21 protein-coding genes are annotated in these 25,429 nt (G+C 36.8%); 7 read left to right on the forward strand and 14 right to left on the reverse strand.

The annotated features are described in order from the left end of the window. Positions 1-47: 47 nt before the first annotated feature. The 4 genes from OWO01_RS11195 to OWO01_RS11210 form a co-directional block, all read right to left on the reverse strand. Positions 48-1,436 carry a zf-HC2 domain-containing protein gene (locus OWO01_RS11195; protein WP_268780552.1) on the reverse strand — a complete coding sequence of 463 codons (1,389 nt, stop codon included), beginning with the start codon at positions 1,434-1,436 and terminating at the stop codon, positions 48-50. 242 nt (positions 1,437-1,678) lie between these two features. Then, the gene (locus tag OWO01_RS11200; RefSeq protein ID WP_268780553.1) at positions 1,679-2,080 is read right to left on the reverse strand and encodes a spore coat protein; all 402 of its coding nucleotides are present in this window, start codon (positions 2,078-2,080) and stop codon (positions 1,679-1,681) included. 36 nt (positions 2,081-2,116) lie between these two features. After that, the gene (locus tag OWO01_RS11205; RefSeq protein ID WP_268780554.1) at positions 2,117-2,392 is read right to left on the reverse strand and encodes a hypothetical protein; all 276 of its coding nucleotides are present in this window, start codon (positions 2,390-2,392) and stop codon (positions 2,117-2,119) included. A 424-nt stretch (positions 2,393-2,816) separates the two neighbouring features. Beyond that, entirely contained in the window at positions 2,817-4,157 is a 1,341-nt protein-coding gene (locus OWO01_RS11210) for a C1 family peptidase (RefSeq protein WP_268780555.1), read from the reverse strand. A gap of 227 nt (positions 4,158-4,384) precedes the next feature. Here OWO01_RS11210 and OWO01_RS11215 point away from each other — a divergent pair, with 227 nt between their 5' ends. Both OWO01_RS11215 and OWO01_RS11220 read left to right on the forward strand, forming a co-directional pair. After that, a complete protein-coding gene (locus OWO01_RS11215) occupies positions 4,385-5,485 on the forward strand; it encodes a hypothetical protein (protein ID WP_268780556.1) in 1,101 nt (366 codons plus the stop codon). Between the two features lie 480 nt (positions 5,486-5,965). Beyond that, positions 5,966-7,666 (forward strand): methyl-accepting chemotaxis protein, encoded by a 1,701-nt coding sequence (locus OWO01_RS11220; protein WP_268780557.1) that lies wholly within the window; start codon positions 5,966-5,968, stop codon positions 7,664-7,666. Between the two features lie 53 nt (positions 7,667-7,719). Here OWO01_RS11220 and OWO01_RS11225 read toward each other — a convergent pair whose 3' ends face one another. After that, positions 7,720-8,715 (reverse strand): TIGR00341 family protein, encoded by a 996-nt coding sequence (locus tag OWO01_RS11225; RefSeq protein ID WP_268780558.1) that lies wholly within the window; start codon positions 8,713-8,715, stop codon positions 7,720-7,722. A 272-nt stretch (positions 8,716-8,987) separates the two neighbouring features. Between OWO01_RS11225 and OWO01_RS11230 the strand changes: the two genes are divergently transcribed. From OWO01_RS11230 to OWO01_RS11245, 4 genes are all read left to right on the forward strand, one after another. After that, on the forward strand, positions 8,988-9,299 hold the full coding sequence (locus tag OWO01_RS11230) for a hypothetical protein (protein ID WP_268780559.1): 312 nt from the start codon (positions 8,988-8,990) through the stop codon (positions 9,297-9,299). A gap of 225 nt (positions 9,300-9,524) precedes the next feature. After that, positions 9,525-11,042, forward strand: a complete 1,518-nt coding sequence (locus tag OWO01_RS11235; RefSeq protein ID WP_268780560.1) for a methyl-accepting chemotaxis protein — start codon at positions 9,525-9,527, stop codon at positions 11,040-11,042. A gap of 234 nt (positions 11,043-11,276) precedes the next feature. Further along, on the forward strand, positions 11,277-12,371 hold the full coding sequence (locus OWO01_RS11240) for a PRK06851 family protein (RefSeq protein ID WP_268780561.1): 1,095 nt from the start codon (positions 11,277-11,279) through the stop codon (positions 12,369-12,371). A gap of 225 nt (positions 12,372-12,596) precedes the next feature. Further along, complete coding sequence (locus tag OWO01_RS11245) at positions 12,597-14,009, forward strand: Na+/H+ antiporter NhaC family protein (protein WP_268780562.1); 1,413 nt, start codon at positions 12,597-12,599, stop codon at positions 14,007-14,009. Positions 14,010-14,173: 164 nt separating this feature from the next. Here the strand turns inward: OWO01_RS11245 and OWO01_RS11250 are convergent, their stop codons facing one another. From OWO01_RS11250 to OWO01_RS11285, 8 genes are all read right to left on the reverse strand, one after another. Continuing rightward, entirely contained in the window at positions 14,174-14,929 is a 756-nt protein-coding gene (locus OWO01_RS11250) for a glycerophosphodiester phosphodiesterase (protein WP_268780563.1), read from the reverse strand. 75 nt (positions 14,930-15,004) lie between these two features. Then, on the reverse strand, positions 15,005-16,375 hold the full coding sequence (locus OWO01_RS11255; RefSeq protein WP_268780564.1) for an ABC transporter substrate-binding protein: 1,371 nt from the start codon (positions 16,373-16,375) through the stop codon (positions 15,005-15,007). A 240-nt stretch (positions 16,376-16,615) separates the two neighbouring features. Then, a complete protein-coding gene (locus tag OWO01_RS11260; protein WP_268780565.1) occupies positions 16,616-17,434 on the reverse strand; it encodes a carbohydrate ABC transporter permease in 819 nt (272 codons plus the stop codon). Next, positions 17,431-18,369 (reverse strand): carbohydrate ABC transporter permease, encoded by a 939-nt coding sequence (locus OWO01_RS11265; protein WP_268780566.1) that lies wholly within the window; start codon positions 18,367-18,369, stop codon positions 17,431-17,433. The genes OWO01_RS11260 and OWO01_RS11265 overlap by 4 nt, the downstream gene beginning before the upstream one ends. Further along, on the reverse strand, positions 18,366-19,478 hold the full coding sequence (locus tag OWO01_RS11270; protein ID WP_268780567.1) for an ABC transporter ATP-binding protein: 1,113 nt from the start codon (positions 19,476-19,478) through the stop codon (positions 18,366-18,368). The genes OWO01_RS11265 and OWO01_RS11270 overlap by 4 nt, the downstream gene beginning before the upstream one ends. 481 nt (positions 19,479-19,959) lie before the next feature. Continuing rightward, entirely contained in the window at positions 19,960-20,286 is a 327-nt protein-coding gene (locus OWO01_RS11275; RefSeq protein ID WP_268780568.1) for a DUF2680 domain-containing protein, read from the reverse strand. A gap of 289 nt (positions 20,287-20,575) precedes the next feature. Next, positions 20,576-21,232: an LptM family lipoprotein gene (locus tag OWO01_RS11280; RefSeq protein ID WP_268780569.1), complete on the reverse strand. Its 657-nt coding sequence runs from the start codon at positions 21,230-21,232 to the stop codon at positions 20,576-20,578. A gap of 108 nt (positions 21,233-21,340) precedes the next feature. After that, the gene (locus OWO01_RS11285) at positions 21,341-22,189 is read right to left on the reverse strand and encodes a manganese catalase (RefSeq protein WP_268780570.1); all 849 of its coding nucleotides are present in this window, start codon (positions 22,187-22,189) and stop codon (positions 21,341-21,343) included. A gap of 313 nt (positions 22,190-22,502) precedes the next feature. Between OWO01_RS11285 and putP the strand changes: the two genes are divergently transcribed. Next, a complete protein-coding gene (gene putP, locus OWO01_RS11290) occupies positions 22,503-24,032 on the forward strand; it encodes a sodium/proline symporter PutP (protein ID WP_268780571.1) in 1,530 nt (509 codons plus the stop codon). A gap of 295 nt (positions 24,033-24,327) precedes the next feature. Here putP and OWO01_RS11295 read toward each other — a convergent pair whose 3' ends face one another. Beyond that, entirely contained in the window at positions 24,328-25,311 is a 984-nt protein-coding gene (locus OWO01_RS11295; RefSeq protein WP_268780572.1) for an aldo/keto reductase, read from the reverse strand. Positions 25,312-25,429 lie beyond the last annotated feature (118 nt).

Genomic DNA, 25,429 nt, shown 5'->3' on the forward strand with positions numbered 1-25,429 from the left:
TCTCAAAGATAAACAAAAATCTCGACAGAACGAACCTTCCCAGACTATTATTCTAATAAATTCAATTCAATGATTTCATCCACAATTATCGTAGTATTATACCCACCAATTTCCAATGACTTTGGGGTGATAACTTCAGAATTCACATTTTCTACGATAACATCCGTATCTACACTAAAATAACGGATCTGCTCTGTTTGATCAAAGAAGTAGTAGGCATCTTCTTCATCTAAAATCTCGCCATGCTTATCGACAATTTTGAGAGTGGTATCTCCACGTAATTCATGGGTTACTGGTCCTTCAAAATTCACCTCGAACTGCAACCTTTCGTAAGCGCGATTAGGGTCGAATTCTTCTCTAACCGTTAAAGAAGCTCGATTTCCAACCTTCAGCTGATCAATCGTAATCGTTGTTCCTAAATATTCAAATGACTGTGTTTCTAGCTCTGGGTTTATTTCAAAGATCGTTTGGTCAAAAACGAAAACAGAGAACGATTCTAATTCAAGATCCAATTGTTTTGGTATATCTTGATCGTACATCGACTCAAAAAACATCTCATAATCATATCCACGACTAGATAGGAGGAACATATTAACATCTCTCGTAATTTTATACACCTGATCACCACTTGAAATCGAAGGGAAATTCAAACGTTGAACATCTCCTAGAGAAGGACTAGAATAATTATATTTAATGACCGTAGTAGTTGGTGCAATAACAATTTCCGTAAAGGTAAGGGGAATTCCGGCCACTTCTATTTGCTTGTCTAGTTTTTTTACGATCGATTCTTGTCTTATAAACGGAATCTCGAATTCCCATTTCCCTTCCATTATCGATGAGTCCAGAGTTTCATAAACTTCGAGAATTTCGAGTTCGAATATACCTTCTTCACTTCTTAATGGTTCAGCATAAAGGGTGCCTGTATAAATGTAATTATCATCTCTATTAAGGTCATTTCCATGTGCATTATTATAGAGACCGCCATTAAACCGGTGAGCAGTAATCTCTGAATCTACGTAACCGTTAATACTGCCACTAAACTCTAAATGATAGTAGGTTTCTTTTGATAAATCCTCAATTTCATAGTTTATAATTGTCTGAAGATCATCTGCAATCATATCAGTAATAGTAATTTTTACGTCATTGTAAACGGAACTTATATTTAAATTGCGACCTATAGCTGGTTCTGAGGTTCCTTCTCCGTCAGACAAAATAAAAACTGCAACAGAAAAAAGCAGAATAATGATTCCAGCTAAGATCCACGAGCTTTTTTTCTTACTGCCGCCTTTCGGTTGGTTTTTCTTCTTTATATAACCTGATTCTTGCTTACACGTTGAACAAGTTTGGATATGTTCTTCTATAACTGCCTCTTCTTCAGGGGTTAACTTGCCTTGATGATAAGCAACTAGATATTCCTTAATATGTTCACATTCCATTGATACATCCCCTTATTCTATTGAGGTGAATTTTTTTCTTACTATCAAGAATAACAAAAAAATACAGTTTTATCACTACTTATTTACATAAAAGCGACCAATGTCGTTGTAATTAAACCTTATAATTTCAATAAAACTCTATGTTTTTTTGTTTCAAAACTAATACTGGACCACATTCATGGTCCAGTAACAGGGGGATTACTCGGAAATATACTTAAATGGATAGGAGAACCTAACTCCACTTAAAATAGGTTTAATTGTCCAACTAATGCAATCAAGATTTGTAAAAGTACCTGAACAGATGCCGCTACATTGGTATCTGTTGTCGTTACATTTACCGATTCACTGCCATCAACGACAATTAATTGTTTGTTAACTTGCTCAATGCGTGAATATCCTAATAATTGTTCTGTAACTTCTTTTGCTCGTTCCCCATCATCAATCGAAATATTAATAACAATTGCTATGGCAACTTGTAATGCTGCTTGTAAAGATACAGCAACTTGTGTGTCAGTCGTATCAATCGTTACATCCGTGGAATTTAATACAAAAATAGCCTCTCTTGATCGTTGCTCCACGTCAGAAATCTGATCTTGATATTGACTTACCGCTCTTGCCTGGCTCTGATATTGCCCTCTGCTCACAGAAATTCCTCCTTATTATTTATAATACAATCATGCTTATTTTTTTCTTTCAATCTGTCTTAACTGTTCAATCAATGCCTCTGTTTGTGCCGTTGTATTTTCATTGCTCTGTTGATTGGATAAAAATGCTTCTGTTTGTGCCTGCAAGCCTTCAACGGATTGTTTGATTTTTACTTTCTCATCCATCGATAGTTCACGTAATCGTTTATTACTTTGTGAGATGTTTAATCTGTTTAAGATATCAGAGACGTGTACTTGAATTAAGTTGTTTGAAATTTCATTCAAATTCTTTTGGAAATCCCCGTCTACCAATGTTCTCCCTCCTTTTTCCTTCTTGGTAAAAATAACTTACACTTTACTATATACAGCAGTCCGGATTTTGAACGGGTATTTATAACAGCTGATTGATAAATGGTTATTTGTTATTGAACAGAGTACCCAAGGCTCGGTTAACGAGGGATGTACTCTAACAAAATAAGAGGAAATAGAGAGTAACCATTATGCTCTCTACAACATTACAAAGAAGTTGAATATATTTGGAGATAGTAGTTGTTTAAGTGGGAGTCTTGCGGACGGTTTCTTTTGAATCTATGGCTATTTTTGTGACGATACCATTTATCAACATCAGAGCCTACCATAATAGAAAAAGTAGTTGCATAAGCCGAGAAAATAGATACTACTCTAGAAATACGAAAAAAGGCACCTGCAGTAGCAAGTACCTTCTTCTTATTTGGATCTATTTCATTAATGCTAGTGAGCCCATTGGATCCCACGGCTTGAGTACAATCGGATCTTGTTTCCATGCCTGCTTTAACTCTTTAGACAGGTGTTTTTTGTTAATAACTACTTGATAAGTATATTCGTTCATCCAATTATCACTCATCGCAAAATATCCATTTTCGCCAACTTTTGGCCCCCAGCTATTTTGAACCTTCCATCTATTTGGCTTTCCATTCGTAAGGTTAACACCAGTTAACACCATGGCATGCGTCAACTTTCCGTCCGCATAATCCAGGCGTTCCGATTTTGACATGTGGATAGGAAAACCAAATACTTTTTCATAATCATAAAAAGATGTATCCATAATCCCTTTTTCTTTATTTGAATTTTGATCAACATCACAGCCGAACCAAACCGACTCATTATCTTTAATCTGCTTAATTGCCAATTCTTTCAAAATATCCATTTCTACATTCAAATATTTGATTGGCGTTCCACCAACCACGTTTCCAAGATATTGCACGGTGTATGTCTTTTCAAATGGTTTATCACTTGTAGGTGCATGAATAATACTTACATAATCATCTAAATTTACCCCTATATATTTTTCATAAAACGCTTGTGGTGTAATATTTACTTCTCGATGAAATACACCATCATCATCTCTAAATTCAAAATCAAAGGATTTTGGTGGTTCTCCCAATGCATAGACAAGGATGTTATATATTTCACCCAACATGTCTTCTTTCGTTTTATTTATCTGTTTTTCAGATACGCCATCCTGAACCAATCTTCTAAGTTTTGCTGCGTTCTGACGCAATTTTGTATCCAACAGATTGTTTAAATCAGCAGATTTGCTACTTTGAAACGTTTCGGGCATCACTTGTTTTGGCATAAGCCCATATTTTTTAATTAAGGAAACCAACATATCCCATTGACCACCGTCTTGTTGTGGGGTTGTTAAAAGCCAAGCAACAAGTCTGTCATCCAATGGTTTATCTACTGTTTCTAAAATATTTTCCATAAAATAATTGGCTTTCTCAAACTTGTCCCAAAAGTTAATTTGGTTTTGCGATAGCTCAAAATTCTTCATATGAAAGGTATCATTTATTTTATGATTAAACGTATTTAACGCAGCAAACATCCAACAACGACCACTATCTGCCTGATTGGGAACCATTCCGGTTATAATTTCTTCCGAATATACATGATGCATGGCCATCCACGATGCACTATTTTCGGTCGCAGCTTGAATACCGTTTTTCATGATCGAATTTCTGATCACCTCATTTTGAGGATGTTGATAAAATTTATCGGAAAAACGCTCAATCATGTCAGTTGTAATTTTATTCGTCATTTCTATTCTCCTTTTACCCGAGTTTTTTTTATTGTATCCATTCCATTCAAAAACATAAGCATACCAAGAAAACATCCTTCTTATCCTTGATTTTCCATCGAAATAACTGCCTGAAACACTTGACTGAATAAACAGATGTTAGTTTAAGGTAATAGAAAAAGGGTAAGTGAATACTAGCAGGAAATGTATAGAGATTAAATAACTAATTTACTGAAAGAGGGATAATGATGAAAGCATCTAGAATGATTACAGCAGCCATTGCTGCCATTATACTTACTGTTTTGATATTCTTTATCATTTCTTTATTTTTTGATAATGAAGAAGAAAATGGAACAGTTGACCCGCCACCTGATGAAGAAATCGAAGAACCAGATGAAGATGAGAACGGAGACGATAATGACGATCAAGTTGATATTTCACCATTAACTAATGAAAGAGCACAAACAGTTATGACAAACAGTGAACAAGCCTTTCAAACATTAATTGATGATACAGATGAAAATAATTACCTAACATCTTTTGATTCAGAAGACGAAGTGAGAATACATTTAGAAGACGTTATGTCCGCAGAGTTGACAACTTGGATGCTTGATACTTATATCGAGGAGCGCGAAGAGGGCGCCTTTCTTGTTCCGACCGAAACACCAATATGGCTAGATCATGATGAAGATTTCACCCTTCGAGCGATGAGTCTTGATCATTATTTAATTATCCAAGAACGCTCTAACGAATTAATCGGAAATGTCGAAATGACTTACCATGCAGAGTGGCGCGAAGAGGATGATAAATGGGTTTTAACTGATATTGAATCTGAACAATTAGAACAAGATCTATCGGCAGAAGAAGTTGGTGAAGAAATCATCCGTGCGATTGACGAAAGAGAGATGACCGTTTTAGCTACTCATGCTCACGAAGAGCGGGGAGTATTGTTTTCACCTTATGTTTATGTTGATGAGGATGAAGATTTAATCTTTGATCAAGATCAAATAGCTAATTTTTCTGATGATGATGAAGAATATTACTGGGGAGATTATGATGGTAGTGCTCACGATATTGAATTAACTCCTGAAGAGTATTTTGATGAATTCTTAGATGTAGAAATGCTGATAGATCCAGATCAAGTATATATAAATGAATACAATCAGCACGGGAATGTTCTAAATAACCATGATGAAGTTTTCCCAGATGCTACTGTTGTTGAATTTCATTATGAAGGTTCAGAAGGAGAAGGAAGCGTGGATTGGTTTAGTGTCCACCTCGTCTTTGAAGAAAACGAAAATGGCGTTTGGCGACTTATCGCCATTGTGTCTGATCAATGGACTATCTAGTTAACGCACAAACCTCACACCATAAATATTGGTGTGAGGTTTTTTGTATCAAAACCATTTAATACACTGTAGACACAAACAGTGTGGTAAATGATTTTTTCTCACTTTAATGATGTTTATGTGAAGGTGGGCATCAAAAAATACTGTAACTTCTTTAAATCGAGTTTTTCATTTCACCTAGATTCAGGGCAGGAGATAACGCTAACCTCGTCAAGATTGCTGATCTCGCTTAGGTTGAGGGCAGAAAATGCACCTAACCTCGTCGAAACGACCACACACACACCTAGGTTGATCCAAAAAAAGGGCTGCACCTTGCTGAAACGCCTACTTAAACCTAGATTCACACCCAACAGTTTATACAATCGGCGTGGTACGTTTACGAAAAATTTACATTCGACAATTTAAAACAAAACTTGTCAAATGTGGGTTATGAGAATATACTTGAAGAAACTATTTAAATAGGAAGAAAAGGGTGGCTTTATGAAAATTAGCGTTACGCAGAAAATCACGGCAATTGTTACCATTATCGTTTTTCTTAGTATTAGTGTTCTGGCCATTATTAATTATCGTTCAAGTTACCGTCAAGTTTTACAAGCAGCTGGTGTGGAATTAACAGGATGTGCAAACATCACAACAGGGATCATTGATCCTGATGCACTTTTGCAATTAGCAAACGGAAATGATACATACTTAGCACAAATTGAAGAAGAGATAGAATGGACGATAAATTTAAAAGAAATCTTTGAAACCCATTATATTTTATCTTTAGAGGGAGAAGTATTAGCTGCGGACAGTCATTTAAAGGAACAAGGCATATCTAGCGGGGATTTTTTCCCGCTTGATGATGAAGCGATTCACCATATCATGCAAGGCCATAGCTATTATACAGATGTTTATGAATTTGGTGGAATGTCCCGAGTAACTGGCTATGCACCAATTTTCCGTGATCATAATCCACAAAATGAAGTAATCGCAATTAATGCAATTGATTTTGAAGGTTCCATCGTTACTGACCGCACATGGGAAATGACAAAGCCCACAATCATCATCAGCTTACTTTTACCCTTTTTGGCTGCGATCATAACCATCATTTTTGTACGTAGCATTATCAAGCCAATCAAACCCATCAGTAAACAGGTTAATCAAGTTGCTGACGGTAAACTGAATCTAGAACCGCTTAATATTAAAAGTAAAGATGAACTAGGAAGACTTTCTACCGATACCAATCAAATGGTAAGTAAGTTACGTCAAGTTATCCAACATGTCGCCTCAACAGCCCAACAAATTGCTGCAACTTCTGAACAGTTATTTGCTAGTGCAGAGGATACAAATGCATCAACAGATCGGGTGAACAAAGCGATTCAAGAAGTGGCAAGCGGTGTGGACGAACAATCGGAATACACACATAGAGCCAATCAAAATCTTACCACGATTGCAAGTCAGATTGACACGATTACAACACAAATTAAAGATGCAACCTCTGCATCCAATCACGCTGATCAACTATCTCAATCTGGCAGTAAAATCGTTGGTCAAACGATCGAACAAATCAACCAAATTCGCGATAACACCGCGGACATTAGTACCATCACGAACAGTTTAAACAACAAAGCAAAAAAGATTGATCAAATTGTTTCGTTAATTACTTCAATCTCTGAACAAACAAATCTACTTGCATTGAATGCTTCTATTGAAGCAGCACGTGCCGGTGAACACGGAAAAGGATTTTCGGTTGTTGCAGAAGAGGTACGAAAACTAGCTTCTGAAACTGGAAGTGCTACAGAACAAGTAGCTAGCTTAATTGGAGAAATCCAACAGGAAGCACAGCAATCGGTAGATATCACTGCCAAAGGACAATCTACGGTCGAAAGTGGAATTGATTATATGAACCAAACCAATGAAGCTTTTACTACCATTTCTGCAACCACATCTGATACGTCAAAACAACTGAATACATTATCAAAAGATTTTGTAACAATTATTGAACAAATGAAAAATATTGTTGCGGAAGTAGATGAAATTACATCTATTGCTGAGAAATCGGTTTCCAATACAGAGCAAATTGCTAACTCTGGTAAAGAACAGAAAGCAATGATGCAAGACATTACACAAGCATCGAAAGAACTTGCTACAATTGCAGATCAATTACAAGAAAACATTGAAATGTTTGATATTTGTTAACAGAGAAACGAAAAGCAAGCTCACATTTTCACATTAGAGCTTGTCTTTTTTTTTCAAAAAGAAATAAAATAAATAACGACACCCAAGATAATAATAACCATTGCTACAAAAAATAACGCCATTTTCCTCGAGGTGTTCGCAGCCTGAATCTCCTGCCAATTGACGGGTTTAATTCCTGTTAACCAAAATACAATAATTGCTGACAACAAGATTGCATGGACATTCACTAACAATAACAAGAACGGTGTTAGTATAGTCTGCCATTCCCCAGCACCTACTAACATGCCGAGTACAATGGTTGGAGGTAATAAAGCAACCGACACCATAACACCGACCAATGCCTCAGAAACTCTTTTGGCAAAAGATAGTGCTCCTGCTGCTCCTGCTGCTAATGCAAGAATGATATCCATCATTTCAACATTCGTTCTTGCCAAAAATTCTTCACTATCTAGTGGGATTTCAAAAACAAATCCAAATACAGCAGCTATCGCAAGTGGAACAACAATACCAAAAAGTGCGGTACTAACTGACCGGCGCATTAATTTATAATCACCTAACAAGGCTGAAAATGCAAGCGAAGTAAACGGGCCGATCAATGGAGCTATAACCATCGCTCCAATAACGACTGCAGCACTATCTTTTACAATCCCTGTTGTCGCAACAATGGCAGACAGTACTAACATCCATTTGAAATTAACCGTTAAATGACTAGAAGAGTTAACGACGTTATATAGTTCATGTCTACTCGCTCTTGTAATCTCTGCCTGCTTCTCCTCCTGACTGGGTTCTTCCTCTTCTTCCTCTATATGTGGAATATAGGTGGAAATATTATAAAGAAGTGCCCTTGTTTTCGTATCGTACGATGCCTCTGTTTCTAAAAAATTTAACACACCTTCTGCATGTTGTTTTTCAATTAGCAATTTAAACACTTGTTCTTGTTCAGAGATACGAGCACGCCATTGAGACAAAATCGAAAAGTTTTCGATCTCTTTTTGAAAGTGTTCTAGCTTATCATTTGGTATATAAACTTCTAAAAGTTGTAATTCCATGCTCGCATCCTTTCTGCGAAATAGTAAATGTTTGATAAAGTGAAACTTCAATCAGTGGGGGGTTTTTAGCTATCCCCCACTAGCTGAACCATTCGAGGTGCTAGCCGTCCGTTACTCCGGGATAAATTCTAGTATGAGCAAAGGTGAAGGAATCATTCAACCAATAATCTTCAACTAAGTTTTTACTATTTTTTAATTGTTCCTATCAATAAGAACTGGTAAAATTACAGCATATGCGTTTCAACTAATTTCGAAAGGAAGATAATCGGCTAATGCAGAATCAATACTTTCACCCTTCAATAATCAAAGATATTTCGATTAAGGAATCTGGGGATTTTAATGGTTATCAAATTTTTTTCACAATAAAAGATCAAAGATTTCAATTTTTGGTTGGAAACAGTACTGCATTCTTTCCTTTAGCAGTTAAGCATTTTTTTCAGTCACATGAACAATGTACTTTATGCCAAGATACGATTCCCGCTGTACCGATTGGTCAACTACCCTGTACATATTTACAAACACGACAAGACGCGTTACTAGAATTTCTTCAAAACGATCTACAAAAATATAAGGAACATCAATAATCGATCTTTATCCTTAACTGGTAGATCGTTTTTTATTTCTGTCGCGAAAAATGTCGAACTTAAAAAATACTATATCCTATTAAAAATATAGCTTCAAAAATATTTGATGCCAAAATTTTATAATTACCTATTCACATTTGGCGAAAAATGTCGAAATAACAAGAAAGGCCTTTAGAATTTCAGGAGTAACCCTAAAAAGACATCTCAGAAAGGGAATGATATAAATTGAATAAAAATAAGTTAATGCTCGTCCTTACTACTACTGTTGTCCTAATCTCATTGCTTGTACAAGCACTTCACCATTTTGAAATAATTATTCCGATGCATGGACATATCCACTTTCCAGATTATTATAATTTTGTTTCCGTAATTATTGCTAGTGTACCAATTCTACTTCTGGCTGGCACAATTTTTTGTTTTCTTAGAAAAAAAGATCACAGACTCATCCCATTATTGGTTACTTTGACGTTAACTTTTGCGAGCATTAGCACCATTTCCGGTGGTGCCGGTATGGTTGAATACCACTTCGCCCTGTTTATGGCAGTGGCAATTTTAGCATACTATGAAAAAATTCAATTGATCTTATTAATGACTGGAATTTTTGTATTGCAACACGTTCTCGGATTTATCATTCCAGCATTCACCGTTTTTGTTTTTGGAGTACATGAATATACTTTTACCATGATATTAATTCATGCCATATTCTTAGGCATTACTGCTGGAGCTACGATATGGCAAATTCATGCAAAGCAAAAACATGTGGCATTATTACAAGCAGAGAACGAAAAGAGTACTTCCACAATTAATGAAATGATCGGGCAATTAAAAAATACAAGTGGAAAAGTACTCGATACGGTTCATCACTTAAATGACAGTTCACAAGAGTCACAGGTAATGAGTAGCGAAATAACGGCAACCATACAACAAATGGCCACTGGTGCAAATAATCAACGTAACATGGCAAATGACAGTGAAGCATTGCTAGAAGAAATGGCAAAAGGCGTGGAGCAAATTGCAACGAGTGCTTCTTTTGTTGTAGAAGCTTCCAGTCAAACAACCGAAGAAGCAAATCGAGGGAAAAGCACGGTTCAAAAAACGATTCATCAAATAGATACTATTTCACATGCTTTTGAAGAATTATCCAACGTCGTTACCAATTTAGAAAAACGTTCATTTGAGATTACAGAAATCATTTCCGTAATCTCTGAAATTTCTGCACAAACTAACTTACTGGCGTTAAATGCGGCGATTGAAGCGGCTCGAGCTGGTGAATCAGGGAAAGGTTTTGCTGTCGTTGCCGATGAGGTTAGAAAACTAGCAGAGCAATCAGAACAGTCGGTTGAAAAGGTTGGGAATTTAGTTAGAGAAATTCAAGCAGACACAGATAGTGCAACAAAATCTATGCAATCTGGCTCTATTGAGGTTAAAGAAGGAATTGCATTAGTGAATCAAACCGGAGATCTTTTTGAACGAATTATTGTAGCAACGGAAGACGTTTATAAACAGATCCATGAAACAGCTGCGATATCTGAACAATTATCTGCTGGATCTGACCAAGTATTGACCTCTGTAAAGGAAATGACTAATGTCGCTCAACAAACGGCTACAAGTAGCGATCATGCAGCCAAAGTATCCGAGAAACAAGTAAAATCTGTCGACAATATCAACGTAATTGCCAATTCTTTAAACAATCTCGTTGATGAATTAAACGCACTGACTTTAGGTCTTAGTAGAAAACCTTAAGTTAACTAATTAGGGCTTGACTATTTTTTAGTATTTGCGTACAGTCTCCTGACTAGTGCGCATTTTTTATGGTTTTATTTTTGCAAGTAAGGAGCAATAGCTATTCTTCTTTCTAATGCGCCATACGACCGAGAAATCAATTAGGGAAAGATGAATTTTGAATTTCCAGGCATGCACCCATCAAATAATCCCAACATAAGCTAAGTTAGATCATCTTTCAAAGGGGCGTTTGTCATGACTGGAAAAACAATAAATTATTACGCTGGTGGAAATACAGCAAAAGGTTTTTATGACCTGATGGAATCAAATTTGCAAGGAATGAATCACATCATTATTTTGCAAAGCGGGCCTGATAATGCAAAGTCTAAAATTATGGAGAAACTGGCTGATACTTGGGGAAGCAAAGGGTTTGACTTGGAAATCATTCATAGCGCATCGAACAACGAGTCTTATGATGGCATCATATTCCCACAAGTTAAGTGGGCAATTGTTGACGGTTCCACTCCTTATCACATTCAACCAAAAGCAATTGGAGCGATCGAACAATATATGAATTTAGGAAGCGCTTGGAATACATCTTTATTGATAAATCACCGAGAAGCTATATTAGCCTTAGAAAGTCAAAAGAAAGAGGTTATTCAATTGGCTTATGATTCATTTAAAAAAGGACTGCGAATTCATGATGATTTAGAAGATATCTACATTAAAGAAATGAATTTTAGTAAAGCAAACGAACTTACGAACGAATTAAATAATAAGATCTTCCTTGGCAAACAAAGTGAATCGAAGAAATCAGAGATAAAACATCGTTTTTTTGGTGCTTCAACGCCAGAAGGAGTCATCGATTTTATTCCCAATATTACAGATGGATTGTCCAAACGCTTTTTTATCAAAGGACGTGCAGGGACAGGGAAATCTACCTTATTGAAAAAAATCGCAACTACTGCTGAGGAAAGAAATTTTAATGTAGAGATGTACCACTGTGGCTTTGATCCAGACAGCATCGACATGGTAATTATTCGAGAACTTGGCATTTGCGTGTTTGATAGCACGGACCCACATGAATATTTCCCAAATCGGCATGGCGATGAAATTATTGATTTGTATGAGAAGACTGTATCCCCTGGTACGGACGAAAGATACGAAATCGAAATTCAATCTGTAACGAAAAGGTATAAACAACGAATGAAAGAAGGAATCAATTATTTACAAGAAGCAAAAGACCTTGATGATCAATTAAAGAACATTTATCTAACTGCAACAGACTTTTCCGTTATCGATGATCTTTATGAGAAAATCAATACTTCATTGGAAGCACTAACAGAGTAAAAATAGAGAAAATCCGACAGAACCACAAACAACCACTTCCCAAGTGTGCTGCCTTAATAACAGAATTATCTGTACGCGAGCCAGTACCTGACAGCTTCTTCTAGATTCTCTTGGTAATGCTTAACTGCTGAATCGAGAGGGAAAAATTTTTCGGTGTGACCACACATAATTCATGGGAAAACTCCACATTCTAAAGAGATCACTTTTTAGAATGGTGGAGATATTTTGGAACCAAGTTGGCTATCTATCCTTCCTTTTTTAATTGTTATACCTGTAGCGATGATTACAAAACAAGTACTACCAGGTTTGATTTTGGGCTTGCTAGTTGGCTCTTACTTAATATCACCACATATTATTGGTGGAATACAAATGATGCTTACGTATGTCGTGCAAGCACTCATTGATGAAAATAATATTAAAATAATTGTTTTCCTTTATGTTTTCTCAGGTTTAACTGGCATGATGAAAATGACTGGTGGTATTAAAGGGTTTGTTGAAAAATCCGCGGAAAAAATCACGACAAAAAAACAAGCGCTGATTCTTACCTATATCTCAACGATCGGTACCTTTAGTGCACCTACTTTTCGATTTGTGACGATTGCGCCAATTATGAAAGCATTATTAAAAAAAGTCAAAATGTCAACAAAAGAACTTGGATTTGTTATTGAAACAACTGCAACACCAATCATTGTTTTAATACCCGTAGCAACTGCTTTTGTAGGATACATGGTGTCTGTGATTCAAATCTCTACAGAATCTAGTGGCGTTGACATAGATCCTTATCGACTGTTCATTCAAAGTATTCCATTTAATTTTTTTGCGATCGTTATTATCTTACTTGGTATCTATTTAAGTTTTTTCCATCCTTCGCACACGGATGCACCAACAAAAATCGAAGACCCACAGGATGATTCAACGAGTGACTGGCATGAATGTCATCCCGCTGTTCATAAAGATTTACCGAGCAAACCTTTTAATCTGTTATTGCCTATCGTACTAGTTATTGGTTTTACATTGTTTTTAACATGGTGGGATGGACAAAGCGAGGGGTATGACTTTTTTGAAGCATTTATTCACGCTGATGTACTAGAAGCAATGGTCGTGGCCGTTGTGATTACGATGTTTTTATCGATCATCTTCTATCGATTTCAGCGTTTTCAGTTAGGGAACTTGATCAATGCCTTTATTATTGGCGGGAATGACTTGATGTCGGTGATCGTGTTATTATCTGTTGTTTGGGGATTATCTGCGGTCACTAGTGATTTGGGCTTTTCAGCTTTTATTACTACCTACACTGACTGGATTCCGTCAATGTTTATTGCACCATTAATGTTTTTGTTCGGAGCAGCAATATCTTATTTCATCGGATCTGCCTGGGGAACTTGGGGGATCTTAATGCCTTTAGGAATATCTTTGGCATTGTCTGTTGATGTTTCGCTACCATTGATTATCGGAACCGTTTTTGCTAGTGGATCATTTGGGGCCTTCGCTTCCCCACTTAGTGATGATACGAACACCTTGGCTAACATTCTTGATTTAACCGTAATGGATTATGCAAAGTTCAAGTTAAAACCAGCTCTAATTGCAGCAGGTATCACTACTATCCTCTACACTTGTGTGACATTTCTTTTTTCGTGATTTGTTTTTCCGTTATCAAAATAGAGAAAAACCTACACTCTTCATTTGAATGTAGGTTTTTTGTTCATTATACAAGAACACAAGCTTCTGTTGGCATTTAATGTTCAACTTTCCTTTCCCATTAACATTACATATCATAGGATTGTTTTAATGTTTTAATGTTATCAGCTGAAAATCTTTGCTTTTTCTTCGAACATAGAAAGAGCCTGATCTGGGTAATCTGTTATGATCGCATCTACTTCTAAAGAAGATAATCTTTTCATTTTTTCGCTATCATTTACCGTCCAAACTCTTGTCTTATTTCGATACTTTCTCAAGCTATTTGCTTGCTGTAAATATAAGTTTTGCTCCAAATGAATACTATCCAGGTGAAACGTTGCAAGATAATCATCAATTCCTGGTATTGGTTGGTGAAGTAACCAAGCGATTTCAACAGAAGGATCCAGTTTTTTTAAGCGTATTAAACTTGGTAGATGAAAGGAAGAATAAACTACTTTTCTTCCTCTTCCATATTTTCTTACTGCATTTACTATTAACTCTTCTATACCATGATAAGGAAATACGTATGTTTTTAATTCTATATTAAGTGCTGTCTGCTCGGGTGCTAACAAGTCTAATACTTCTTTCAGGGTGGGGATTAATTCATTGTTCCAATCAGCTTGATAATTCGGAAGATAGGAAAATACTTCTCCAGCGCTTAGTAATTTCAACTCTTGAGCTGTTAAATCCTTTATATAACCTGTTCCGTTTGTCGTTCGATCCACCGTTTCATCGTGCATAATCATTATTTCATGATCTTTGGACATGTGCACATCAATTTCAATTCCATCTACTCCTAATTCCATTGCTTTCCCAATCCCTAATAACGTATTCTCTGGATAAGCGCCCTTCCAGCCTCGATGCCCATATATTTTTGTCATAAATTAACCTCCATCTTAATTATTTTAAAGGGAAGGTGTCGATGCACACCTCCCCCAATTAATTCTTACATTTTTTTACTCACCTCTTGCTCTATTTGCTTGCTGTATTGCTGCATTAATTTGATCGACAACATCTTGATAAGCTTGATCAACATCGCCACCGTGAAACACTGTCTCCAAAGCTGTTTCTGTGATTCTTCGAGCTTCTGGAATCATATCCATTAAAGCACCTTCTGTCGCATACGATGGCGTGGTAGATTGTAATTGATCCACAGTTACTTTTAGCTGAGGTAATACTTGATAAGCATCTAGTACGACCTGTTCTTCGTATGCCTCAGGGTTAATGGCAAAATATCCTGTTCCTACATGCCACTGCGCTTGGATCTCTGGTGTTTGTAAATATTTCATAAATTCCCATGCCGCTTGTTGTTCATGCTCATCTACTCCACTCATCATCCAGAGACTTGCACCACCAATCACAACACCTGCACGTTCAATATTTTCCGGATATGGAATAAATCCAACTCCCACTTCAAACGGTGCATTATCAATCACATTTTTTACATTGGCAGATGATGCCATGAACATCGCAACATCACCTGAAAGAAAACCTGAAATCATGTTATCTCCACTAGTTCCGTAATTAGCAAACGTTTGATCCTCAATCATTCGTTCTACCCATTGAAAAACGGATTTCCCTTGTTCCTCGGTAAAACCAACTTCTGTTGGAGTAGCTGTTCTACCGTTATCATTATTCATCAATAAAGCACCTTGATTTGCTAATAACTGTTCATATAACCAACCATAAGCTAATAATGAAAAACCCTTCATATCCGGGTTTGCATCGACAATAGCTTTGCTTGCTTTCTCTACTTCTTCAAATGTTGTAGGGGCTGTATCCGGGTCTAATCCTGCATTTACAAAAGCTTCTTTGTTGTAATACATGACAGGTGTAGAAGAATTAAATGGCATCGAATAAAATTGATCATCTATCTTATAGTAATTAACAATATTCTCCTCTAATTTACTCATATCATAATTATCTTGATCAATAAAAGTTTGGATAGGTTCAATTGCTCCACTATTAATCATTGATTTTGTACCAATTTCAAAAACTTGCATCATCGTTGGTGCGTTGTCTGTCCCTGCAATACTATGAAACTTCGTTAATGCCTCATCATATGTACCTTGATATTCGGCATTTACATAGATCTCATCTTGTGCTGCATTAAAATGATTAACCAACTCTTCTAAGGCTTCTTCTAGCGCACCACCCATCGCATGCCAAAACGTTACCACTACCGGTTCATTATCCTCTGTTAGATCTTGCGCATCCGTCTGCGTGGCATCGTTCTCGTTCTGAACTGGGCTTGCGTCACCTTCTTCACAACCAACAATCATTAGTAAGAAAACAAACATACCAATAAATAATATTCCTTTTTTCATTCGTATCGCTCCTTGTTTTGTATAGTTAAGAACATAAAGTGAAACTTCAATCAGTGAGGGTTTTTAGGTATTCCCCCACTGATTGTTAGCCCTAAAGGATGACCTAAAGGCCCTTGAACCATTCGAAGTGCTAGCGTCCGTTACTCCCACTTAAACAACTTGTGATTCTCCTTGTTTTGAAGTGGGAGTCTTACGAACGATTGCTCCGGGATAAATGGAACCAGCAATTCGTTATGGACTTTATTTTAAAGCACCTTCGGCTAATCCTTGCTGTAATTTCTTTTGCCCGACAAACAATAAGATCAATGTTGGTATAACAACGATAATTGCACCTGCCATAATTACCCCCCATTCATTTAATTGTTCTTGCGATTGCAGCTGTCGCAATCCTATTTGTACCGTTCGATATTCATTATCTGTTGTTGCTAACAATGGCCATAAATACATATTCCAAGAAGTTAAAAAACCATAAACCCCTAATGTCACCAAACTTGTTCTAGCGACGGGAAGAACTACTGTTAAGTAAAACTTAAGGTCGCCCATACCAGCGATTTCACTCGCCTCTTTCAATTCTTTTGGTATCTGTTTGAAATTTTGACGTAACAAAAAGGTTCCAAATGCCATAGCAAAAAAAGGAATAGAAAGTCCTTGGTAACTATCGATCCATCCCAAATCACGGATGGTTTGAAAATTTGGAATAATTAACGCCTCAAATGGCACCATCATCGTTGCGATAAAGAGAAAGAACAAGACATCTCGACCTTTAAATTCAATAAAAACAAAAGCATATGCTGCTAAACTAGCTAAGGCTAATTGCCCCAGCATAATAGCAATGGAAACAACAAAACTATTAAACATATATTTTAACAATGGAAATCTTTGAAATACATGAAAATAATTTTCAAAGCTAATTGAAGTTGGAATAATCTTTCCTGTCATAATATCTTGATTGGTCATAAAACTCATAGAGAAAGCAATAATTGTAGGTGCAAATAAAAATAATGCAGAAACAACCAATAAGCAATATAAAATCACTTTACGTCGAAGGGACATTGTCATTGATAATGCACCTTCCTTTCACCTAGCTTAAATTGAATCAGCGTTATTATTAAAATAATGATAAACAAGACAATTGCTTGTGCACTAGCAGGTCCGTATTGATAATTCATAAATGCTTCTCGATAAATAGAGTAAACAAGTAAATTGGTCTGATTTTGCGGACCTCCACGTGTTAACATATCAATTTGGCCAAATGTTTGAAAGGCGTTAATCAAGGCTACTGTGATTACAAAAAATAGTGTTGGTGATAGCATTGGCAAGGTAATTCGACGTAGTTGATAGAAATACCCCGCTCCGTCTATATCTGCACTTTCATATAAATAACGATCAATAGATTGCAGACCACCGAGTAATATCAAGAAAGTAAAACCTATGTTCATCCAAATCGTTGAAATAGATACAGACAACAATGCCCACTTAGGGTCTGTTAACCAACCAATCGCATCAACACCTACATAAGAAAGAATTTGATTTAGCCACCCCATCGTAGGGTGAAACAAAAACATCCAAAATACAGAAGCTGCCGCTACTGATATCCCCATTGTGGAAGAAAACATGGTACGAAAAAAACCAATCCCCTTTAACTTCTCATTGGCAATAATAGCTAGAAACAAACTAATAATAATCGCACCTGGTACTGTATAAAGCACAAATAAAAAAGTAGATTGTAAACTATTTCTAAATATAGGGGAAGTGAATATATTAATATAATTTTCAAATCCGACAAACACGGTAGGAACGCCTGTATTATTCGTTAAAAAAAAGCTTAAGTAAATAGATCTTGCCAACGGGTAGAATAAAAATATACTAAAAAGGATAATAGAAGGTGCTAAAAACAACATGCCTTTTAACCATCGTAAGATTTTTTGTTTCTTTAACGTATTCTTTAGTTCTAGTGTTTCTAAGTGATCATGTGGAATGGCTAGTTGATTCATAGTGCTATCCCTTCTCTCTCTTTCTCCTGTTCAGCAGCTTTAAGTAAGTCTCCAGTATTTGTATCATAGAAATGTATATTTTCCATCGATATAGAAACAGGGACATAATCTCCTACAGAAACTAACCATTGACCAAGCCATTTTGCTGTCCATAACACGTTTCCAATTTCAAAGGTGATCAATGTCTCATTACCCAGTTGTTCTACGTTGACGACTTCTAATTGATGTGTTGCATGCTCCTCTGTTGTTTGCTTGATATGTTCTGCGCGTATCCCAACAGTAAACTTTCTTTCCTTTAACCATCCTGTAACAGTTGTTATATCAGCAGAAATACGTAAAGTATCTTCAATTACGATTTGATGATTTTCTATATACGCACTTCCAATGTTCATCTTCGGTGATCCAATAAACGAAGCTACAAATAAATTCGTAGGCGCATTATTTAATTCAATCGGTTCTCCTACTTGTTGAATCACACCATCATTAAGCACCATAATACGATCTCCCATTGTCATAGCTTCTACTTGATCATGAGTCACATATATCATTGTCAAATCTAACTTTTTTTGTATTCTTTTGATTTCCATTCGCATCTGTGCTCGAAGTTTTGCATCTAAATTAGACAGTGGTTCATCCATCAAACACAAGGGTGACTCACTTACTATCGACCTTGCTAAAGCTACGCGTTGTCTTTGTCCGCCAGACAATTCTTTTGGCTTTCGTTTTAAAAAATCGGATAATCCGAGCATCTCTGTTGTTTGCATCAGTCTACGCTTTTGCTCGTCTTCTGCTATTTTTTTTGCACGTAAACCGAACAATATATTTTGCTCCACGTTTAGGTGCGGATACAGGGCGTAATTTTGAAAGACCATAGATAAATCTCTATCTTTAGGCGGCAAATGATTTACAAGTTTACCATTAAACTTCAACTTACCATCTGTTATTGCTTCTAGCCCTGCAATCATCCGCAATAATGTACTCTTTCCAGAACCAGATGGCCCAACAAGGACAAAGAATTCACCTTTTTCAATGGTAAGGTTAATTTCTTTTAAAACATGTTGTTCTTGGTCATAGGATTTTGAGATATTAATCAATTCAACTGGTTTCAAAGTCATTCCCCCTTCTGTTGTCTTCTTCAAAAACACCTTAACATAAACAAGCAACACGGTTACTGTTTTTACCATTAATTAACGAATTATTTACACCAGCTATGTATTCTATTGATATTGTTAATAATCTTTTTTTCTTTGCAAAATTACTATCAACAACAATGCCCTTGTATATTAGGATATCCCGGATAACTTCGACAAATATTGCCCAGGAAATAAATCGTAAATTCAATAATTGTGCCTTCACAAAGTCGACGAATTATATGTAAGCAGGAAAGGAGGAGTAGTTGAGAATCAGAGTGTAGGTTTTTTTCAGTAATTTTTCATTCGAAAAGATGACTTAGAAGAACCTTCACAGTGTAAGTTTCACCTCCATTAGGAGTGCTAGAATTCATCAGTTAGTATTACTTGCTCTAACAACAGTTGCATGCAAAATAAAGAGACTTCAGTTATCATTTTCTAAACTGAAGTCTCTTTTTTACTATTCTTGATTATTAGTTTTCTTCTTTTTATCCCATTTCGGGATATATCCATCTGCTTCTAGTTTTTCTGCAAATTGATCGATATGTTCTTTCATTTTATCCGCATCTTTTTTGGATAAGACGCCAAATTCCTGATACTTTTCAATAATACCTTTTCTTTGATTAAATAAATCTTCGTACATTATTTTCAATTCTCGTGTCTGCTGTTCAGTTAGTTCTACATCTTTGAACTCGGGTTGATCATGTCCTCTTCCTGCCTCGGCTGTTGTTACCCCAATGATCGTGAGCATTAACACAATTGCAAAGGATAGTAGCTTTTTTTTCATTTTTATGCCTCCCAAATTTTCACTAGTTATCGCTTTTATCCTTTTCCAAAAGTGAAAGATTATGCACGGGAAGCCACGTTTTTATCAAAATACATTTCTAATAAAATGAAACTTCAATCAGCGATGATTTTTAGGTATTCCCCACTGATTGTTAGCCCTAAAGGATGCCCCCTAAAGACCCTTGAACCATACGGGGTGCTAGCGTCCATTACTCCCACTTAAACAACTTGATATTCTCCTTGTTTTGAAGTGGAAGCTCTGCGGACGGTTGCTCCGGGATAAAAATTTATTACAGGTCCTCTAAATATTCACTTGGCAACTGATCTTGTGAAATCATTTCCTCCACTCTTGTTGCCCAAATATCCGTATCATCGACAACAGAAAAAACATCACCATTTATATCCGGTTCTCCGTTTTCCATTAACCATATGCTTTTTGTTGTGTAACTAGCGAAAATTTTCCATTCTTCATCTTCTTTTACAACAAAATGCAATGCATTTGTATCACTTTGATAGTTATTAAACTCATCAAACTCTGCCGTTCTAATTTGTTGTGTTATATCCACCACTGCTTCGTCTTCCTTCGAATAGATTACTGAACCTCCATCGAAAGTAAATGTTAAATGAAGCTCTTCATACATATCAAACGTTGCGTGAATCAATTCGATCATTTCTTCTGTCTGATCGTCTGCAACTAATTGCCTTACATACTCATCAACATTACGGTTATTTGCAGCCACTAGGTTTTGCTGAATCAAAGATAAGATTTCCTGTTCAAAAACGATCGGAACATCATATTGATTTCGTTCCATATCAGTAAACTCATTCTTTCCTTCATCATTAAAACCAGTAACCTCTACTTCATCATTAACGGAACTGCTCGTCCCACATCCTGCTAGAGTGAACATTATCCCCAACAAAAAAATGAAAATCTGTATCTTTTTCATTTAACTCTCCCCCATCACTGTATATAAAGACAAGCTATTATACCACGAGACGGGTGCCTGTCACCACCCGAATTTTGTCGAAATTTAGTGGTGTCAGGTCCTGTCTTACTATGCTCGATGCGGTGGTACATGTGGGGACATCGAAGGCATCGTATTATGAAGTAGGGGAGGAGCAGGTTGTAATTTAGGGATACCACCAAACGGAGTTGGGTTGTGATAATACTTAAATTCACCTAAACCATCCATACTTCTTCCTGACGCCCATCTTCCTTTTTTACTTGCTGTTCCTCCGGAAAGATCATAGAAATCATAAGCAACCTCACTTTTTTCCAGAGCACGTGGAAATGTACTTGGTACAACAATATTCTCCTTTTCCTCTAATTCACAGATCGCTGCATACCATTGATTTTGGTGCATTGTATCCCGGGCGATAAGAAAAGAGAGCATGTCTTTGACACCCGGATCTGTCGTCATCTCGTACAATCGCACTGCTTGTAAACGTCCCTGTGATTCATAAGTTAAATTCAATCGAAAATCTGCTAATAAATTTCCGCTTGCATTAATATAACTTGCCGACCATGGATTACCGACACTATCTGCTGGCATCGCACCTAGTCCACTAACAATCGCGTGCTGTGGGTTCATCCCACCTAACACCGCTCCAATAACAGGATCTTTCGCCGCTAACTCTTGATCGCCCACTGGAGCATTATCCAATAGTCGAGCAATCATCGTTGCAAGCATCTCTACGTGCGCAAACTCCTCTGTTCCAGTTGCCATCAATAAATCTCGATATTTTTCCTCCCCACGGAAATTCCAACCTTGAAAAAGATATTGTAGTGCAACAGAGATCTCCCCGAATTGTCCTCCCAGAATTTCTTGTAATTTTTTCGCATAAACTGCATCTGGCCTTGCAGGTTTTGCATTATACTGCATTTGATCCGTATGATAAAACATCACATTCATCTCCCTGTATCTTCTATTTATAAATAACCTTAATACTTTATTCGCCTATAATAGAAAAGGTGATTTATTAATCATTTGTAAGTAAAGAAAATTCGACGGGTGACAGGCACTGAAAAGGCGCCGATGATTGAATATTCTGATTATATAAGATATGATGTTAAAGGGTAAATAATCTATTAGGGAGGGGTTTTATGGAAGAGTTTGCTTTGACAGGCGCAACCTGGTTTTGGTTATTCGTACCAATGCCACTTTTCATTATTTTATCTGCTATATCATTATTTATACGAAGGAGTGAGAAGTAACCATGTCTAACGTTACACTGATCACGTTTATTGTTTATCTACTTGGACTATTATTTATTGGCATTATCTCTTATCGTTTGACTAGCAATCTATCGGATTACGTGCTAGGAGGAAGGAAGCTAGGACCTGGAGTTACCGCGCTAAGCGCAGGGGCATCTGATATGAGTAGTTGGCTTTTACTCGGTTTACCAGGTGTAATTTATGCTTCTGGTTTAGCAGAAGCATGGATTGCAGTTGGACTTTCTTTTGGTGCCTATTTAAATTGGCAATTTGTTGCAAAACGTTTACGTGTCTATACGGAAGTTGCTAACAATTCCATTACGATTCCTGATTTTTTAGAAAATCGTTTTCGTGACAAATCACACGTATTACGCATTATCTCTGCTCTTGTTATTTTACTCTTTTTCACATTTTACACATCAGCAGGAATGGTAGGAGGAGCAAAATTATTTGAAGCTTCCTTTGGCCTTACATACAGTGAAGCGCTTTGGACTGGAGCTATCGTTATTGTATCTTACACGTTTTTAGGAGGGTTTCTAGCAGTTAGTTGGACGGATTTCATTCAAGGAATTCTGATGTTTTTAGCCTTGATTATTGTTCCCATTCGAGCGATTTTAATTACCGGTGGTTGGGAGGCAACAATAGACGCGGTTGGTAATATATCTCCTGATCATATAAATATGCTCGCCGGAGTTGGAGTAATTGGGATTATTTCCTCCTTAGCTTGGGGGCTCGGTTATTTTGGGCAACCACATATTCTTACACGTTTTATGGCATTACGCTCCGCACAAGATGTTCCGAAAGCCCGTTTCATTGGAATGACATGGATGATTCTTGGTCTATACGGGGCAATATTTGTTGGTCTTTCAGGACTAGCTTTTATCAGTACCCAAGATATTGGCATATTGTCTGATTTCGGTATACAAGTGACGACTAACGATGCTGGAATTCAAATGCTTGCTGATCCGGAGAAAATCTTTATTGCTTTTTCACAGGTTCTATTTGATCCAGTTATTGCAGGAATTTTGTTAGCGGCTATTTTATCTGCGATTATGAGTACAATTGATTCACAGCTGCTCGTTTCTTCATCGGCTGTTGCAGAAGATTTTTATAAAGCTATTTTTCGTAAACACGCAACTCAAAAAGAGCTAGTATGGGTAAGTCGGGTTGCTGTTATTACCATTGCATTAATTGCAACACTTTTAGCAACCAATCCAGAAAATTCTGTTTTGGATCTTGTTAGTTATGCATGGGCTGGTTTTGGTGGTGCGTTTGGTCCAATACTTATTCTCTCTTTATTCTGGAAAAAAATCACACGAAATGGTGCATTAGCAGGAATTATTGTTGGAGCAATAACAGTGATCATTTGGGGCGATTTTTCAACTGCAGAGATGGCCGAGATATTCGGTATGTACGAAATTGTTCCGGCTTTCTTCCTCAACTTCATTGTTGCAATCTTGGTTAGCCAGTTCGGTGCAAAGCCTAACAACTCTATTCAAACAGAGTTTAATGAAGTGATACGAAAATTATAAAGTAAAACTTAACCATTCGGAATGGAAAAGAAACCACGATTTACTATCATTTAAGCTATTTTTATTTTTCTTGTTATCTTGAAATGGGAGTCTTACGTAAGGTTGCTCCGGGATAAAGTGAAACTTCAATCAGTGGGTGTTTTTTTAGGTATTCCCCACTGATTGTTAATTGAACCATGCGGGTTGCTAGCGTCCATTACTCCCGTTGGTTTGAGCAGGAGTTACGGTTGCTCCGGGATAAATACGTAAAAGAGTTCACTTCTTAGGAAGAGAACTCTTTTTTCTGCGTGAAAGTTTAATACCTACCTCTAATATGCTCATGAACTTCATTCTTATAAAATACTCGAATTTTTTCTAACTCATCTTGAGTAAAATGAGGAACTTCTACTGCTTGAAGGTTATCCTCGACTTGACGAACGTTTTTAAATCCAGGAATAACAGTGGAGACTCCTTCTTGTTGCATGATCCATTTCAAAGCTGCTCTCGTTCGATTACCTCGATCTTCTGCCACCCAACTTAACTGATTACTCAAGGCTACACCTTTTTCAAAAGGTAAACCACCAAACGTTTCTCCAACATTAAATGCCTCACCATCTTTATTGAACTGTCGATGGTCATCTGTTTCAAATTGGTGATCCGTTGTGAACTTACCTGTTAAAAGGCCACTTGCCAGAGGGACACGCGCAATAATTCCCACCCCTTTTTGCTTCGCAGTAGGAAATAACTCTTCAAGTGGTTTCTGACGTAGCATGTTAAAAATAACTTGTAAGGAACTCACATTTTCTTTTTCTAAACAAAACAACCCTTCTTCTACTGTTTCAACACTTACACCATAATAGCGAATCTTTCCTTGTTGTTTTAATTTATCTAGCACTTCAAATACACGACCATCTTTCAAAATTTCAAATGGTGGACAATGAATCTGATAGAGATCCAATTGATCTCGTTGCAACCTTTTCAACGAGTTTTCTAGATAGGCAGTTACCGACTCCTCAGAATAGGTAGCTGGATCATGAATATCTCCTGCGCGGCAAAATTTTGAGGCAATGTGGATCTCTGATTCTTTACCTTTTGTTGCTTTTGCCAACAATTCTTCACTATGCCCATCTCCATAAACATCCGCCGTATCAAAAAAATTCACCCCGGCATCCATTGCTCTCTCCAGTGCCTTTAGGGCTTCTTCATCACTTGTGTTTCCCCATGAGCCACCAATTGCCCATGTGCCAAAACTTAATTCACTTACTTTTAAATCGGTTTTCCCTAGTTGATTATACTTCATCTCATCACTCCCATTTTTCATTATTGAAAAATTCTTGTTCACGCTTTCAACTTTAGTATATTCAATAAAAAACTTCAATTAGTATGATTATTTTAACCAAACCAATTTTACCTTTACA

The sequence above is a fragment of the Natronobacillus azotifigens genome, from assembly GCF_026805325.1.
Classification (GTDB): Bacteria; Bacillota; Bacilli; order Bacillales; family Amphibacillaceae; genus Natronobacillus; species Natronobacillus azotifigens.

Coding starts and splice junctions, on each gene's coding strand:
- OWO01_RS11195 (WP_268780552.1), bottom strand. CDS start 1,436: ATGGAATGTGAACATATTAAGGAATATCTAGTTGCTTATCATCAAGGC.
- OWO01_RS11210 (WP_268780555.1), bottom strand. CDS start 4,157: ATGACGAATAAAATTACAACTGACATGATTGAGCGTTTTTCCGATAAA.
- OWO01_RS11215 (WP_268780556.1), top strand. CDS start 4,385: ATGAAAGCATCTAGAATGATTACAGCAGCCATTGCTGCCATTATACTT.
- OWO01_RS11220 (WP_268780557.1), top strand. CDS start 5,966: ATGAAAATTAGCGTTACGCAGAAAATCACGGCAATTGTTACCATTATC.
- OWO01_RS11225 (WP_268780558.1), bottom strand. CDS start 8,715: ATGGAATTACAACTTTTAGAAGTTTATATACCAAATGATAAGCTAGAA.
- OWO01_RS11230 (WP_268780559.1), top strand. CDS start 8,988: ATGCAGAATCAATACTTTCACCCTTCAATAATCAAAGATATTTCGATT.
- OWO01_RS11240 (WP_268780561.1), top strand. CDS start 11,277: ATGACTGGAAAAACAATAAATTATTACGCTGGTGGAAATACAGCAAAA.
- OWO01_RS11250 (WP_268780563.1), bottom strand. CDS start 14,929: ATGACAAAAATATATGGGCATCGAGGCTGGAAGGGCGCTTATCCAGAG.
- OWO01_RS11255 (WP_268780564.1), bottom strand. CDS start 16,375: ATGAAAAAAGGAATATTATTTATTGGTATGTTTGTTTTCTTACTAATG.
- OWO01_RS11260 (WP_268780565.1), bottom strand. CDS start 17,434: ATGACAATGTCCCTTCGACGTAAAGTGATTTTATATTGCTTATTGGTT.
- OWO01_RS11265 (WP_268780566.1), bottom strand. CDS start 18,369: ATGAATCAACTAGCCATTCCACATGATCACTTAGAAACACTAGAACTA.
- OWO01_RS11275 (WP_268780568.1), bottom strand. CDS start 20,286: ATGAAAAAAAAGCTACTATCCTTTGCAATTGTGTTAATGCTCACGATC.
- OWO01_RS11280 (WP_268780569.1), bottom strand. CDS start 21,232: ATGAAAAAGATACAGATTTTCATTTTTTTGTTGGGGATAATGTTCACT.
- OWO01_RS11285 (WP_268780570.1), bottom strand. CDS start 22,189: ATGTTTTATCATACGGATCAAATGCAGTATAATGCAAAACCTGCAAGG.
- putP (WP_268780571.1), top strand. CDS start 22,503: ATGTCTAACGTTACACTGATCACGTTTATTGTTTATCTACTTGGACTA.
- OWO01_RS11295 (WP_268780572.1), bottom strand. CDS start 25,311: ATGAAGTATAATCAACTAGGGAAAACCGATTTAAAAGTAAGTGAATTA.